Origin of the sequence: Modestobacter sp. NPDC049651, from assembly GCF_040659695.1 — a bacterium.
Classification (GTDB): Bacteria; Actinomycetota; Actinomycetes; order Mycobacteriales; family Geodermatophilaceae; genus Modestobacter.
On sequence record NZ_JBFAOG010000002.1, the window covers coordinates 156,467 to 169,636 of the forward strand.

The following is a 13,170-nucleotide window of genomic DNA, read 5'->3' on the forward strand; positions in this document are numbered from 1 at the left end:
CCGGTCCGGCGTCCGCGCCCGCAGTGCCTAGGGTCGACCCGTGCCCGACCCCACCCCGCAGGACACCCCGCTCCGCGTCGTCGCCGTGACCTACTCGCCCGGCGAGTCCCTGGCCGGCTTCGTCGAGTCGCTGGCGACGGCGACCACCCGGCCGGTCGAGGTCGTGCTGGCCGACAACGGCTCGACCGACGGGGCGCCCGAGCAGGCCGCCGCCGAGCACCCGCACGTCCGGCTGCTGCGCACCGGCGGCAACGTCGGCTACGGCGCCGCGGTCGACGCCGGGCTGGCCGACGTCCGCACCGGCTGGGCGATGGTCGCCAACCCCGACGTTCGGTTCGAGCCCGGTTCGGTCGACGAGCTGCTCGCGGCCACGGCCCGCTGGCCGCGGGCGGCGACGCTGGGCCCGGCGATCCGGACGCCGGAGGGGGAGCTGTACCCCTCCGCCCGCGACCTGCCCCGGCTGTCCACCGGCATCGGTCACGCCGCGTTCGGCTGGTTCTGGCCGGCCAACCCGTGGACGGCGCGCTACCGGCGCGAGCGGGAGGCCCCGCGGGAGCGCCCGGCCGGCTGGCTGTCCGGCTCCTGCCTGCTGGTCGACCTCGAGGCCTTCCACTCGGTGGGCGGCTTCGACCCCGGCTACTTCATGTACTTCGAGGACGTCGACCTCGCCGACCGGCTGGGCCGCCGCGGCTTCCTGCACGTCTACGTGCCCTCGGCGGTCGTCGTCCACGAGGGCGGGCACGCCACCCGCCGCCAGCCGCACCGGATGGCGCGGGTGCACCACACCAGCGCGCTGCGGTACCTCTCCGCCCGGCACCCCGGTCTGCGGAACGCCCCCCTCCGGGTGGGTCTCCGTTCCGGTCTGGGCGCCCGGATGCTGTTGTCGTACGTGAGCGGCCAGGTGGCCGCCGGTGCCCGCTTCCAGCGCGGCGCCGACGAGCTCGACCGAGGGGTGTGACCGTGCGGCACGCGGTGATCATGGCGGGTGGGTCCGGTACGCGGCTGTGGCCGCTGTCCCGGGCCGGCCGGCCCAAGCAGCTGATCGACGTCGTGGCGGCCGAGGGCGGCGCGCCGGCGCACAGCCTGCTCGCCGAGGCGTTCGCCCGGCTGGAGGCGGTGCTGCCGGCGGAGCAGATCTGGGTGTGCACCGCCGCCCGGTACGCCGACGCGGTGCGCGCGGCGCTGCCGCGGCTGGGCGCCGACCGGCTGCTGCTGGAGCCGGTGCCCCGCGACACCGCCAACGCGGTCGGGCTGGCCGCCGCGGTGGTCGCCGACACCGACCCCGACGCCGAGCTGGCCGTGGTGAGCGCCGACCACGTGATCCGCCCGGTCGACCGGTTCGCGGCCGCGCTGACCACCGCGTACGACCTGCTGGCCGTCCGGCCCGGTGCGCTGGTGACCTTGGGTGTCACCCCGACCGCCCCGGCCACCGGGTTCGGGTACGTGCAGAAGGGGGCGCCCACCGAGGTGCCCGGCGCCTCGGAGGCCGCGGCGTTCCGGGAGAAGCCGGACCTGGCGACCGCCTGGGAGTACCTGAACTCCGGGCAGTACGTGTGGAACTCCGGGATGTTCGTGTGGCGCGCGCGGACCGTGCTCGACGCGCTGCGCGACCACCTGCCGGCGTCGGCCGAGGGCCTGGCCCGGATCGTCGCGGCGCCGGCCGGGCCGCAGCGGGACGCCGTCCTGGCCGAGGTCTTCCCGACGCTGCCGAAGATCAGCGTCGACTACGCGGTGCTCGAGCCGGCCGCCGCCGAGCCGGGCCGGGTCGCCGTCGTCGACCTGGACGTCGACTGGCTGGACGTCGGCTCGTGGCCGGCGCTGTCGCAGACGCTGGACGCCGACGCCGACGGCAACGCCGTGTCCGGGCCCGCCGTGCTGGTCGACAGCGCCGGCAACGTGGTGTTCTCCGACGACCCCGACCACCTGGTCGCGCTGGTCGGCGTCCGCGACAGCGTGGTCGTGCACACCCGCGACGTGACGATGGTGTGCCCGGTCGCCGACGCCGAGCGGGTCAAGCAGCTGCTGGCCGCCGTCGAGGAGCGCTGGGGGCCCCGGTACAGCTGACCGGGCGGCCCGCCGGGTTACCTTGGCGCTCGTGAAGGACTTGGACGTCGCTGCTGTCGTCACCGGTGGGGCCTCCGGCCTCGGCGCCGCCACCGCCCGGGCGCTGACCGCCGCGGGCGCGGCGGTCACCCTGCTGGACCTCGACGCCGAGCGCGGGCACGCGCTCGCAGCGGAGCTCGGCGGGCACACCTCGTTCGTGCGCACCGACGTCACCGACGAGGCGTCGGTGGCCGCCGCGCTCGAGGAGGCGACGGGCAAGGACCGGCCGCTGCGGATCGCGGTGAACTGCGCGGGCATCGGCTGGGCGCAGCGGACCCTCGGCCGCGACGGCACCCCGCACGAGCTGGGCGCCTTCAGCCGCACCGTGACGGTGAACCTGGTCGGCACCTTCAACGTGCTCCGGCTGGCCGCCGCCGCGATGGCGCGCACCGAGCCGGGGGAGGACGGCGAGCGGGGCGTGGTGGTCAACACCGCCTCGATCGCCGCCTACGACGGGCAGATCGGGCAGATCGCCTACGCCGCCTCCAAGGGCGGCATCGTCGGGATGACCCTGCCCGCGGCCCGCGACCTCGCGTCGGTGGGCGTGCGGGTGGTCACCATCGCGCCGGGGATCGTCGACACCCCGCTGCTGGCGGCGCTGCCGGAGCAGGCGCGCACCGCGCTGGCGGAGAACGTGCCGTTCCCGCACCGGCTGGGCCGGCCGGAGGACTTCGCCGAGCTGGCGCTCGACGTCGTCCGGCACGGCTACCTCAACGGCGAGGTCATCCGGATGGACGGCGCACTGCGGATGGCGCCGCGCTGAGCGCGGCACTCCAGGGGGAGCAGGGGGAAATGGGCACCACCACCGTCGCCGCGGCGGACGTCGCGGCGGTCTGGCAACCGGACTGGCCGCTGGACGTAGGCCGGGTGCTGTCCCGCGACCGGCGGGGCACCGGTGACCCGACGCTGCGGTACGCCGACGACGGCGTGTGGCGGACGACGACCACCCCCGACGGCCCGGCGACCGTCCGGCTGGCCGGCGGCCCCGGCGGGGTGCAGCTGCTCGGCTGGGGGCCCGGTGCGGCGTGGGCGGTCGACTGGGCGCCGCGCTGGCTGGGCGCCGACGACTCCCTGGACGGGTTCGAGCCGGGCCACCACCCGCTGGTCGAGCGGACCCACCGGGCGAGCCCCTGGCTGCGGATCGGCCGCACGGGGCGGGTCTGGGACGCGCTGCTGCCCGCCGTCCTGGAGCAGAAGGTGACCGGCCTGGAGGCGCACCGCACCTTCCGCGAGCTGCTGCGGCTCACCGGCGGGCCGGCGCCGGGCCCCGCACCCGAGGGCATGCGGGTGGTGCCCCCGGCCGAGCGGGTGCTCGCCGTCACCGACTGGCAGTGGCACGGCTGCGGCCTGGACGGCGCCCGGCGGCGGGCGCTGCGGGCGGTCGCGTCGGTGGCCGGCCGGCTGGAGACCGCCGCCTCGCACGACGACTGCGACCAGCTGCGCCGCCGGCTGCAGTCGGTGCCCGGCATCGGCGTGTGGACCGCCGCCGAGGTCGCGCAGCGCGCGGTCGGCTGCCCGGACGAGGTCAGCGTCGGCGACTACCACCTGAAGAACCTGGTCGGCTGGTCGCTGGCCGGCCGCAAGACCGACGACGCCGGGATGCTGGAGCTGCTCGAGCCGTGGCGCGGCCACCGGCAGCGGGTGGTGCGGCTGCTGGGCATCGGCGGCAGCATGCCGCCCAAGCGGGGCCCGCGGATGGCCCCGACGAACTACCGCCGGCTCTAGCGGCGGGGCTCAGTCGAGCAGGCCGAGCAGGTAGTCGCCGTAGCCGCTCTTGGCCAGCGGCTCGGCGGCGGCGCGCAGGCCGGCGTCGTCCAGCCAGCCGTTGCGCCAGGCGACCTCCTCGATGCAGCCGACCTTGAGGCCCTGCCGCTCCTCGACGACCGAGACGAACTCGGTGGCCTGCCGCAGCGAGGTGAAGGTGCCGGTGTCCAGCCACGCGGTGCCGCGGTCGAGGACGGTGACGGTGAGCCGGTCCTCGCGCAGGTAGTGCTCGTTGACGGCGGTGATCTCCAGCTCGCCGCGGGCGCTGGGCGTGATGCCGCGGGCCACCTCGACCACGTCGCCGGCGTAGAAGTACAGGCCCGGCACGGCGTAGGAGCTCTTGGGCTGCTGCGGCTTCTCCTCGATCGACAGCACCCGGCCGGCGCGGTCAAACTCCACGACGCCGTAGGCGGTGGGGTCGGCGACGTGGTAGGCGAACACGTGCCCGCCCGCGGGCTCGGGCAGGCGTGACAGCGCCGTCCCCAGGCCGGCGCCGTAGAAGATGTTGTCGCCGAGCACCAGCGCCACCGGCTCCCCGGCGAGGAACTCCGCGCCGATGAGGAAGGCCTGGGCCAGGCCCTCGGGCCGGGGCTGGGCGGCGTACTCGATCCGCATGCCCAGCCGGGAGCCGTCGCCGAGCAGCCGCTGGAACGCCGCGGAGTCCTCGGGGGTGGTGATCACCAGGACCTCGCGGACGCCGGCCATCATCAGCGTCGACAGCGGGTAGTAGACCATCGGCTTGTCGTAGACCGGCATGAGCTGCTTGCTGACGGCCTGGGTGATGGGGAACAACCGGCTCCCGGTCCCGCCGGCCAAGATGATCCCGCGCACGTCCCGGACCGTACGGGAAGCGGGGGCGCCGGTCAGGACGAACTCACCCCGCGGGATGACGGCGGCGCGGCCAGGAGCCGCCGGACCTGGCCAGTGGATACGGTCGGGCCATGCGCATCCTGGTGACCGGCGGGGCCGGCTTCATCGGCTCCCACTACGTCCGCACGATGCTGACCGGCGGGTACCCGGGCTTCGAGGACGCCGAGGTGACCGTCTTCGACAAGCTCACCTACGCCGGGAACCTGGCCAACCTCGCCCCGGTCGCGGACAGCCCCCGCTACCGGTTCGCCCACGGCGACATCTGCTCCCCGGCCGACCTGGACGCCGCGCTCCCCGGGCACGACGCCGTGGTGCACTTCGCCGCCGAGTCGCACGTCGACCGCTCGATCAACGGGGCGGCCGGCTTCGTGCTGACCAACGTGGTGGGCACCCAGCAGGTGCTGGAGGCCGCGGTCCGGCACGGCGTGGGCCGGGTCGTGCACGTGTCCACCGACGAGGTCTACGGCTCGATCGACGAGGGGTCCTGGACCGAGGACCACCTGCTGGAGCCCAACTCGCCGTACTCGGCGTCCAAGGCGTCCAGCGACCTGCTCGCCCGGGCCTACGCGAAGACGTACGGGCTGGACGTCTCGATCACCCGGTGCAGCAACAACTACGGGCCGTACCACTTCCCGGAGAAGGTCATCCCGCTGTTCGTCACCAACCTGCTCGACGGGCTCACGGTGCCGCTGTACGGCGAGGGCGCGAACGTGCGCGACTGGCTGTTCGTCGACGACCACTGCCGCGGCATCCAGCTGGTGCTCGAGCACGGCGCGGCCGGGGAGTTCTACAACATCGGCGGTGGCCGGGAGCTGTCCAACCGGGAGCTCACCCAGCTGCTGCTGGACGCCACCGGCCGCGACTGGAGCTACGTCGAGCACATCGTCGACCCCCGCGGCGGCGGTCACGACCTGCGCTACTCGGTCGACCACTCCAAGACCGCCGCGCTGGGCTACGCCCCGCGGATGCCCTTCGAGGAGGGCCTGGCGCTCACCGTGCAGTGGTACCGCGACAACCGGGCCTGGTGGGAGCCGCTCAAGGCCGCCGCCGCCACCGCGCTGGCGTGAGCGGCGCACCCGCCTGGCTGGTCACCGGCGCGACCGGGCAGCTGGGCACCGACCTGCAGGCGGTGCTGGCCGGGCAGGACGTCACCGCGCTCGGCCGCGACCGGCTCGACCTCACCGACGAGCAGCAGGTGCGCGGCGTCGTCCGGGCCTGGCGCGACGAGGCGCTGGCCCGCGGCGCCCGGCCGGTGGTGCTCAACGCCGCCGCCTACACCGCCGTCGACGCCGCCGAGACGGACGAGGCCACCGCGCACCGGGTCAACGGGCTGGCGCCGGGCTGGCTGGCCGAGGAGCTCGCGGACGCCGGCCGGCTGGTGCACGTCTCCACCGACTACGTGTTCGCCGGCGACGGCACCCGGCCCTACCGGACCGACGACGAGCCGGCGCCCCGCACCGCCTACGGCCGCACCAAGCTGGCGGGGGAGCGGGCCGTGCTCGCGGCCGGCGGCGACGCGCTCGTCGTCCGCACCGCCTGGGTCTACGCCGCGCACGGCAGCAACTTCGTGCGCACCATGCTCCGGCTGCTGGCCGAGCGGGACACCGTCTCGGTGGTCGCCGACCAGACCGGCAACCCGACCTGGTCGCTGGACCTCGCCCGCGGGCTGGTCGAGGCCGCGCAGCGCCCGGTGCGCGGCGTCCTGCACGCGACGGGCGCCGGCACCACGACCTGGCACGGGCTGGCCCGGCTGGTGTTCGCCCTCGCCGGCGCGGACCCCGAGCGGGTGCACCCGGTGACCACCGCCGACTTCCCCCGGCCCGCCCCGCGGCCGGCCTGGTCGGTGCTCGACCCGGCCGCCTGGACCGCCGCCGGGCTCACCCCGCTGCCGGCCTGGGAGCAGTCGGTGCGCGGCTGCCTCGCCGAGCTCGGCGCCCTCCCCGCCTGACCCTCCCGCCCGCCGCCCGGCTTTCCAGCGAGAAACCGGGCCGGTTCCTCGCGAGGAACCGGGTCAGGGGGTGCGGAGCGCAGTCACCCCTGGGCTGCCGCGCGCAGCGCGGCGTAGCGCGCGGTGCAGGACTCCATCGTCGGCAGCAGGCCCTGCTCGCGGGCCTCGGCGAGGGACGGCGCGGCGAGGTCCTTCGCCGACAGCTGCACCTCGACGTCGGCCGGCCACGGCAGGTCGAGCTCGGGGTCCAGCGGGTGGACGCCGAACTCGCGGGTGGGGTCGTAGCCCGTCGACACCAGGTAGGTGACCGAGCTGCCGTCGGCCAGCGCCACGAACGCGTGCCCGAGCCCTTCGGCCAGGTACACCGCGCGCGGCTGCTCGCTGTCCAGCAGCACCGCGTCGGAGACGCCGAAGGTCGGCGAGCCCACCCGCACGTCGACCACGACGTCCAGCACCCGGCCGACCGGGCAGTAGACGTACTTGGCCTGGCCGGGCGGCACCAGCGCGAAGTGCACCCCGCGCAGGGCGCCGCGGGCGGAGACGCTGTGGTTGGCCTGCACCAGCGGCAGCGGGTGGCCCACGGCCCCGGCGAGCACGTCGGCGCGGTACCACTCGGTGAACCGGCCGCGGGAGTCGCCGTGGGCCACGAGGTCGAGCACGTAGCTGTCGGGCACGGCGAGCTCACGGATGTCCACGCCGGAACGCTAGATCACCCCGCCCGCCGGGGTCAGACGGCGGTCACCCCTGCGGAGGGGTCCCGCCCAGCCACAGCCGGCCGGCCAGCGACGCACCGCCGAAGGTCGCCGCGGGCTCCCAGCGGGTGGCCCAGCCCTCGGCGTGCAGCTGCACCAGCGCCGCGCCGACCACGGCACCGAGCGCGAACGCGGCACCCGGCACGACCGGGTCGCTCAGGTGCACGTCGACCACCGGCGCCTCGTCCTCGACCAGGTAGCGGAACACCACCGGGAACTCGGGCAGGGCGGCGACCGCCGCGCGGAACGCGGCCGCGGCCGCCTCCAGCACCCCGGGCCGGGGCTCGACCACCGGGGACGGCGCCCGGGTGGGGACGACGTCGCGGGTGCCGTGGCTGAACAGGTCGCCGGCGCCCAGCCGCACCAGCGGGCGGGTGCCATGGTCGTCGGCGGGCTCGGGCAGCACCAGCCCGCGGACGACGGCGACCGGCACCCCGTCGAGCTTGCCCTTCACCAGGTCCGCGGCCGAGGCGAGCTCGTCGACGACGGCGACCTGCGTGGTCTCCAGCCGGTTGCCGTGCGCGTCGACCCGGCCGCGGTGGTCGACGAGCGCGGGCAGGCCGGCCGACCCGATGGCCACGTCGGTGAGCCCGTCGCGCCAGGTGCGGCCGAAGGTGTCGCTGACCACGACACCGACCCGCACGCCGAGCAGCGCGGCCAGCCGGTCGCGCAGCGCGCGGGCCGAGGCGTCGGCGTCGACGGGCAGCAGGACGAGGGCGTCGGCGGCGACGTTGGACGCGTCGATGCCGGCCGCGGCGACCACCCAGCCGTGCCGGGTCTCGACGATCCGCAGCGGGCCCCGGCGGGCGACCACCCGGACCGTCTCGGCGTCGATGGCCCGCTGGCGCGCGACCTCGCGGTCGGCGTCGGGTTCGACGGCGACCAGGTTGCCCTCGACCTTGGAGACCACCTTGGAGGTCACCACCACCACGTCGCCGTCGGCCAGCCAGGGCGCGGCGCCGGCGATCACGGCGGCGAGGTCGTCCCCCGGGGCGAACTCCGGCAGCCCGCGGACCGGGTGGACCGAGAAGCCGGGTCCAGGACCCGCTGCCGCTGCCTCAGACACCGGCGGCGTCCAGCGCGGCGCGGGCCATGTCGCGGGTGGCCTCCGGTGAGCTCATCAGCAGCGGGACCGCCCGGACGTCGACGCCGGGGACCTCCGCGGCGTCGCCGGTGTGCACCAGCCACGCGTCCAGGACACCGCCGGCCGAGCGGGCGCCGTAGTGCCGGCCCACGCCCTCGGCGCTGACCTCCACCCCGACGACGGGCAGGCAGCGGTCGGCCATCCCGCGCACCGCCTCGCCGCCGACGATGGGGGAGAGCCCGACGACCCGGCCGCGGGCGGCGCGCAGGGCGTCGCGGACGCCGGGGACGCCGAGCACGGTGCCGATCGACACGACCGGGTTGGACGGCGCGAGGAGCACCGCGTCGGCCTCCGTGAGCGCCTCGACGACGCCGGGGGCGGGCCGGGCGTCGTCCACCCCGACCTGGACGAAGGCCGACGCGTCGAGCGACGCGCGGTGCCGGACCCACCACTCCTGGAAGTGGACAGCCCGCTGCCGGCCGGTCTCCGGGTCGGGGACCACGACGTGGGTCTCCACCCGCTGGTCGCTCATCGGCAGCAGCCGGACCCCCGGCTGCCAGCGGTCGGCGAGCGCGGCGGTGACCTCGGAGAGCGGGTAGCCGGCGTCGAGCATGCGGGTGCGCACGAGGTGCGTGGCGAGGTCGCGGTCGCCGAGGCCGAACCAGGTGGGCTCGGCGCCGTAGGCGGCCAGCTCCTCCTTGACGGTCCACGTCTCACCGCGCCGGCCCCAGCCGCGCTCCTCGTCGATCCCGTCACCGAGCGTGTACATCACGGTGTCCAGATCGGGGCAGATCCGCAGCCCGTGCAGCGTCACGTCGTCGCCGGTGTTGACGACGGCGGTGATCTCGGCGTCCGGTGCGGCCATGATCACACCGCGCAGGAAACGGGCTCCGCCGACGCCCCCGGCCAGCACGACGATCCTCACGCCCCCATCGTGCCTGATCGTCCGCCCTCGGCAGATTCCGACTGTCAGGTACCGGGGGAGCGATACCAGGTTGCTGAAAGACCAGCCGGGCCGTGGACAGAAGATGCCTAAGCCGGCGGCGTGTCGAGGGCTCCTGTGACCACATCAGGACAATGTGTGACTGGTGGTGCGGATGGGGTCGAGCGTTACACCGACCCAACTTGACCTCGACTCAACGACACGCGTGTAATTCCGACGTTGTCATCAGCACCGGCCACTCGGGAACCGCCCGGGAGTCCGGGCCGGGGACGGAGCGAGAGGGGACGCAACGTGATGGCCGAGGTGTCGTGGATGAGCGAGTACCGCAGTTCCGCGGCGGGCGCCGCGCCGGCTCCCGACGTGCTCGGGATGGCCGGCGTGTTCGACGCCGGTCTCCCCGGCATCGACGGCGAGGACCAGGGCTGGCAGGAGAAGGCCCTGTGCGCCGAGACCGACCCCGAGGCGTTCTTCCCCGAGAAGGGCGGCTCGACCCGCGAGGCGAAGAAGATCTGCACCGGCTGCGAGGTCCGCGCCGAGTGCCTGGAGTACGCGCTGAGCAACGACGAGCGCTTCGGCATCTGGGGCGGGCTGTCCGAGCGGGAGCGCCGCCGCCTCCGCCGTCGCGCGATCTAGCCCCCACCCGCCCTCCGCGACGGGCCCGCCTGGCACCCTCGGCCGCATGCTGACGCGGGTGGCCGACGGCCGGGCCCGGGTGGTCCGGGAGATCCGGGCGGCCGCTCCCCTCGTGGCCGCCCTCGCCTCCCCGGTGACCGCCCGCGGGCCCTGGCTGACCGCCGCCCTGCCGCCGCCGTCGGCCGGCCCGCTGCACCGCGCCCACCCGCGCGCCGTCGTGGTGGAGCGCGAGCTGTCCGGCCGGCCCGACGGGCTGGCCCTGCTGACCACCCGCCGGCGCGGCCCGGTGACCGCCGTCGGGCTGCTCGGCACCGCGCCCGCACCCCTGCCCGCCGGGCGCCCGACCGCCCGGCTGCACGCCCGGGACGACGCGGTCGCGAGCCGCCTCGCCGAGGGGCTGCACGACCTGCTGACGTCGCTGCGCGGGCCGTGGACCCTGCACCTGACCGGCCTGCCGCTGGGCGACCCGACGGTGCGCGCCCTCTCCGCCCGGCTGTCCGCCGCGCGGATCCCGCCGGCCCACTCCACCGACCGCAGCCGGGTGCTCGTCGACGAGCTGGACCAGGTGGCCGACGTCCGGCGCACCCGCGACCCCGCGACCGTCGACCGCTGGCTGCCGGCCGTGCTGGACCGGCTGCCCCGCCCGCAGCGGGCGTTCGTCCGCACCGCCGTCCGGGTGCACGCCGCGCTGGGCGAGCTGGAGCTGGGCGTCGTCCCGCGGGGTGACGGGGTGGCCGCCGCCGTGCTGACGTTCGTCGACGGCGCCGACCGCTGGCCGTGGTGGGGCGTCAGCGACCTCGGCGGGCTGCGCGCCGAGCTCGGCATGCCGCTGGTGTCGCTGTCTGCGTCGGCCGGCCTGACCGGCGGGGTGTCCGACGCCGTCTGGTGGGCGGCCGGGAAGCTGACCGGCCGCGGCGTCAGCGGGGCAGCAGCAGCAGGTTGACGCCGGGCGCGGCGACGGTGGGTGCCGAGCCCAGCCCGATCCGCACGACACCGGCCGCGGCGGCCCGCCCGTCCTCGACCGCGCCGTCCGGCGCGGCGGAGGCGGAGAGCTCGTAGGACCGGCCGGTCCACGCCGGCGCGCTGCCGGTGGGCCGGAGGTAGGTGGGGAAGGACCCGGCCACGTCGACCCGGTCGCCGTCCCGGCTGACCCGCAGCGCCGGGCCGGCGAGGTCGGCGTACTCGACCAGCGACCGCGCGCACCCCGCGGACGCCGGGTCGGCGGGCGGCTCGGCGGTCAGGCAGTTCCAGGTGGGCAGCCGCAGGTGCGCCAGCGACCGCGAGCCGTCGGTGGTCACGCTCAGGCTCGGGTAGGTGACGGTGAGCCCGACCGCGCGCTGCTCCAGCACCACGCCCCCGAACGTCGCGCTCACCGCGAGGCCGGCGCGGCCCAGCGGCACCGACGTCCAGGCCGCGGCGCCGGGTGCGTCGTCGGCCGGCGCGGCGGACGGCGGCGGCGTCGGGACGACGACCGGCTCCGGGGGAGGGGGCGGCGACGCGGGCGGGTCCTCGGCGGCCGAGGACCGGGTGTCGCCGCCGCCGACCAGCGCGACGACGACCGCGGCCACCAGCAGCGCCGCGGCGCCGGCGGTGCCCAGCGTGGTGGCCCGGTCCGGCGTCCGCCCCGCAGCGGGACCGGCGGTGGCGCCGGCGGCGGGCGGGCCGGCCGGGGCAGCCGGTGGCTCCCCCGCGGGCGGGGCCGGGACCACGGGCGACCCGGGCGGCGACTCCAGGAAGCCGGGCAGGTCGTCGACCTCGAACCGGGCCGGCGCGGGCGGGGCCGCCGGGGGAGCGGGCGGGGCGGGCGGAGGAGCGGCGTGCCGGGCGGGGCGGCGTCCGGCACGGGCGGCGCGGGCCCGGCCGGCGGCGGCCAGCAGGATGCCCAGGAGCAGGGCCAGGGCCAGCCCGACGAGCACGCCGACGGTGATCCAGGTGCCCGGCTGGGCGTCTGCTGCGGTGCTCATGTCGCCGTGCAGCATCGCACCCGGCCCCGTCCCGAGGCTCGGCCCGAGCTCGCGAGGGCTGAGGAGGACGGGGTCCTCCGTCAGCCCGTGGGGTCGATCTCCTCCGGGTCGCGGCCGAGCAGCACGGCCACCTGGTCGACGACGACCTCGCGCACCAGGTCGGCCAGGTCGTCGCGGTCGGCGGCGCGGATCTCCAGCGGGCGGCGGTAGACCACGATCCGCGGCGGCACCTCGCGGCCGCCCTCGCGGTGCGCGGGCAGCACCCGGGCCAGCGGCACGCTGCCGTCGTCGAGCACGTCGGAGTCCAGCACCACCTCGTCCGGGCTGGAGTGCTCGACCCACGGCACGTCCTCGACCGCGAACTCGACGCCGGCCAGCTCCCGCTCCCAGCGCCGCTCGAGGTCCTCGACCGCGTCGAGCACCAGGTCGTCGAACTGCTCGGCCCGGCTCCGCGACAGCGGCACCGACGGCGGCACGAGACGACCGCGCAGGCCACGGCCGTGGCGGTCGCGGCGGGGGCGGGCAGGGGGACGGTCCATCGCGGGGGGAGCCTACGTCCCCGGGGGTGCCCGGGAGCCGCGCACGGCCCCCGGACGGCGGGTCCGGCGCCGGTCCGCGGCCACCCGGCAGGGCCCGACGCGCCCGCTCCACGGTGTCGTTGCTGCCCCAGGGGCGCGACCGGGTTTACTGTGCTGTCCGTGAGGAACCGGTGGTGAGGCAGTCACGTCGCTGCTCGCGCAGCGGCTGCGCGCAGCCGGCAGCGGCCACCCTGACCTACGTGTACGCGGAGTCGACCGCGGTCGTGGGCCCGCTGGCGACGTACTCGGAGCCGCACAGCTACGACCTGTGCGAGTTCCACGCGGAGCGGCTCACCGTCCCGCGCGGCTGGGAGGTCGTCCGGCACGAGGTCGACACCGACGACGCCGGCCCGACCGGCGACGACCTGCTCGCGCTGGCCGACGCGGTGCGCGAGGCGGCCCGCCCGGAGCCCGAGCGCAACCCCGCCGACGACGGCAGCGGTGTCCGCCGCGGGCACCTGCGCGTCCTGCCCAACATCCCCTGACGGCCTCGTCGCAGGGGCCCGCGGCGAGCCTGCGAGCCGTGGGGGG

General features: G+C 76.6%; 15 protein-coding genes. 9 read left to right on the forward strand and 6 right to left on the reverse strand.

What is annotated here, in order from left to right; translation table 11 throughout:
* The first annotated feature begins 40 nt into the window (after positions 1 to 40).
* Genes AB0J00_RS04070 through AB0J00_RS04085 form a run of 4 tightly spaced genes read left to right on the forward strand, consistent with a single transcriptional unit; the run spans position 41 to position 3,828 of the window.
* Positions 41 to 958, forward strand: a complete 918-nt coding sequence (locus AB0J00_RS04070) for a glycosyltransferase family 2 protein (RefSeq protein ID WP_357740531.1) — start codon at positions 41 to 43, stop codon at positions 956 to 958.
* A 2-nt stretch (positions 959 to 960) separates the two neighbouring features.
* Entirely contained in the window at positions 961 to 2,064 is a 1,104-nt protein-coding gene (locus AB0J00_RS04075; protein WP_357740533.1) for a sugar phosphate nucleotidyltransferase, read from the forward strand.
* A gap of 31 nt (positions 2,065 to 2,095) precedes the next feature.
* A complete protein-coding gene (locus AB0J00_RS04080) occupies positions 2,096 to 2,866 on the forward strand; it encodes an SDR family NAD(P)-dependent oxidoreductase (RefSeq protein ID WP_357740535.1) in 771 nt (256 codons plus the stop codon).
* A 29-nt stretch (positions 2,867 to 2,895) separates the two neighbouring features.
* The gene (locus AB0J00_RS04085) at positions 2,896 to 3,828 is read left to right on the forward strand and encodes a DNA-3-methyladenine glycosylase 2 family protein (RefSeq protein WP_357740538.1); all 933 of its coding nucleotides are present in this window, start codon (positions 2,896 to 2,898) and stop codon (positions 3,826 to 3,828) included.
* Between the two features lie 9 nt (positions 3,829 to 3,837).
* Here AB0J00_RS04085 and rfbA read toward each other — a convergent pair whose 3' ends face one another.
* Positions 3,838 to 4,698: a glucose-1-phosphate thymidylyltransferase RfbA gene (gene rfbA, locus AB0J00_RS04090; RefSeq protein WP_357740540.1), complete on the reverse strand. Its 861-nt coding sequence runs from the start codon at positions 4,696 to 4,698 to the stop codon at positions 3,838 to 3,840.
* A 110-nt stretch (positions 4,699 to 4,808) separates the two neighbouring features.
* On the opposite strand from rfbA, the gene rfbB reads away from it, so the two are divergent.
* Positions 4,809 to 5,804 carry a dTDP-glucose 4,6-dehydratase gene (rfbB, locus tag AB0J00_RS04095; RefSeq protein WP_357740543.1) on the forward strand — a complete coding sequence of 332 codons (996 nt, stop codon included), beginning with the start codon at positions 4,809 to 4,811 and terminating at the stop codon, positions 5,802 to 5,804.
* The gene (gene rfbD / locus AB0J00_RS04100) at positions 5,801 to 6,685 is read left to right on the forward strand and encodes a dTDP-4-dehydrorhamnose reductase (RefSeq protein WP_357740547.1); all 885 of its coding nucleotides are present in this window, start codon (positions 5,801 to 5,803) and stop codon (positions 6,683 to 6,685) included. The genes rfbB and rfbD overlap by 4 nt, the downstream gene beginning before the upstream one ends.
* 83 nt (positions 6,686 to 6,768) lie before the next feature.
* Here the strand turns inward: rfbD and rfbC are convergent, their stop codons facing one another.
* Genes rfbC through cofD form a run of 3 tightly spaced genes read right to left on the reverse strand, consistent with a single transcriptional unit; the run spans position 6,769 to position 9,446 of the window.
* Entirely contained in the window at positions 6,769 to 7,380 is a 612-nt protein-coding gene (gene rfbC / locus AB0J00_RS04105) for a dTDP-4-dehydrorhamnose 3,5-epimerase (RefSeq protein ID WP_357740549.1), read from the reverse strand.
* A gap of 43 nt (positions 7,381 to 7,423) precedes the next feature.
* On the reverse strand, positions 7,424 to 8,503 hold the full coding sequence (locus AB0J00_RS04110; protein WP_357740551.1) for a coenzyme F420-0:L-glutamate ligase: 1,080 nt from the start codon (positions 8,501 to 8,503) through the stop codon (positions 7,424 to 7,426).
* Positions 8,496 to 9,446, reverse strand: a complete 951-nt coding sequence (gene cofD / locus AB0J00_RS04115; protein ID WP_357740553.1) for a 2-phospho-L-lactate transferase — start codon at positions 9,444 to 9,446, stop codon at positions 8,496 to 8,498. The genes AB0J00_RS04110 and cofD overlap by 8 nt, the downstream gene beginning before the upstream one ends.
* Before the next feature lie 387 nt (positions 9,447 to 9,833).
* On the opposite strand from cofD, the gene AB0J00_RS04120 reads away from it, so the two are divergent.
* Together AB0J00_RS04120 and AB0J00_RS04125 are read left to right on the forward strand one after the other, a co-directional pair.
* Positions 9,834 to 10,097, forward strand: a complete 264-nt coding sequence (locus AB0J00_RS04120; RefSeq protein ID WP_357741344.1) for a WhiB family transcriptional regulator — start codon at positions 9,834 to 9,836, stop codon at positions 10,095 to 10,097.
* A 46-nt stretch (positions 10,098 to 10,143) separates the two neighbouring features.
* A complete protein-coding gene (locus AB0J00_RS04125) occupies positions 10,144 to 11,040 on the forward strand; it encodes a hypothetical protein (RefSeq protein ID WP_357740555.1) in 897 nt (298 codons plus the stop codon).
* Here AB0J00_RS04125 and AB0J00_RS04130 read toward each other — a convergent pair.
* Together AB0J00_RS04130 and AB0J00_RS04135 are read right to left on the reverse strand one after the other, a co-directional pair.
* Positions 11,015 to 12,061, reverse strand: a complete 1,047-nt coding sequence (locus AB0J00_RS04130; RefSeq protein WP_357740558.1) for a hypothetical protein — start codon at positions 12,059 to 12,061, stop codon at positions 11,015 to 11,017. The two genes, AB0J00_RS04125 and AB0J00_RS04130, sit on opposite strands and share 26 nt — an antisense overlap.
* Before the next feature lie 80 nt (positions 12,062 to 12,141).
* A complete protein-coding gene (locus tag AB0J00_RS04135) occupies positions 12,142 to 12,600 on the reverse strand; it encodes a metallopeptidase family protein (protein WP_357740561.1) in 459 nt (152 codons plus the stop codon).
* 173 nt (positions 12,601 to 12,773) lie between these two features.
* Between AB0J00_RS04135 and AB0J00_RS04140 the strand changes: the two genes are divergently transcribed.
* The gene (locus AB0J00_RS04140; protein WP_357740564.1) at positions 12,774 to 13,124 is read left to right on the forward strand and encodes a DUF3499 domain-containing protein; all 351 of its coding nucleotides are present in this window, start codon (positions 12,774 to 12,776) and stop codon (positions 13,122 to 13,124) included.
* Positions 13,125 to 13,170: the final 46 nt, after the last annotated feature.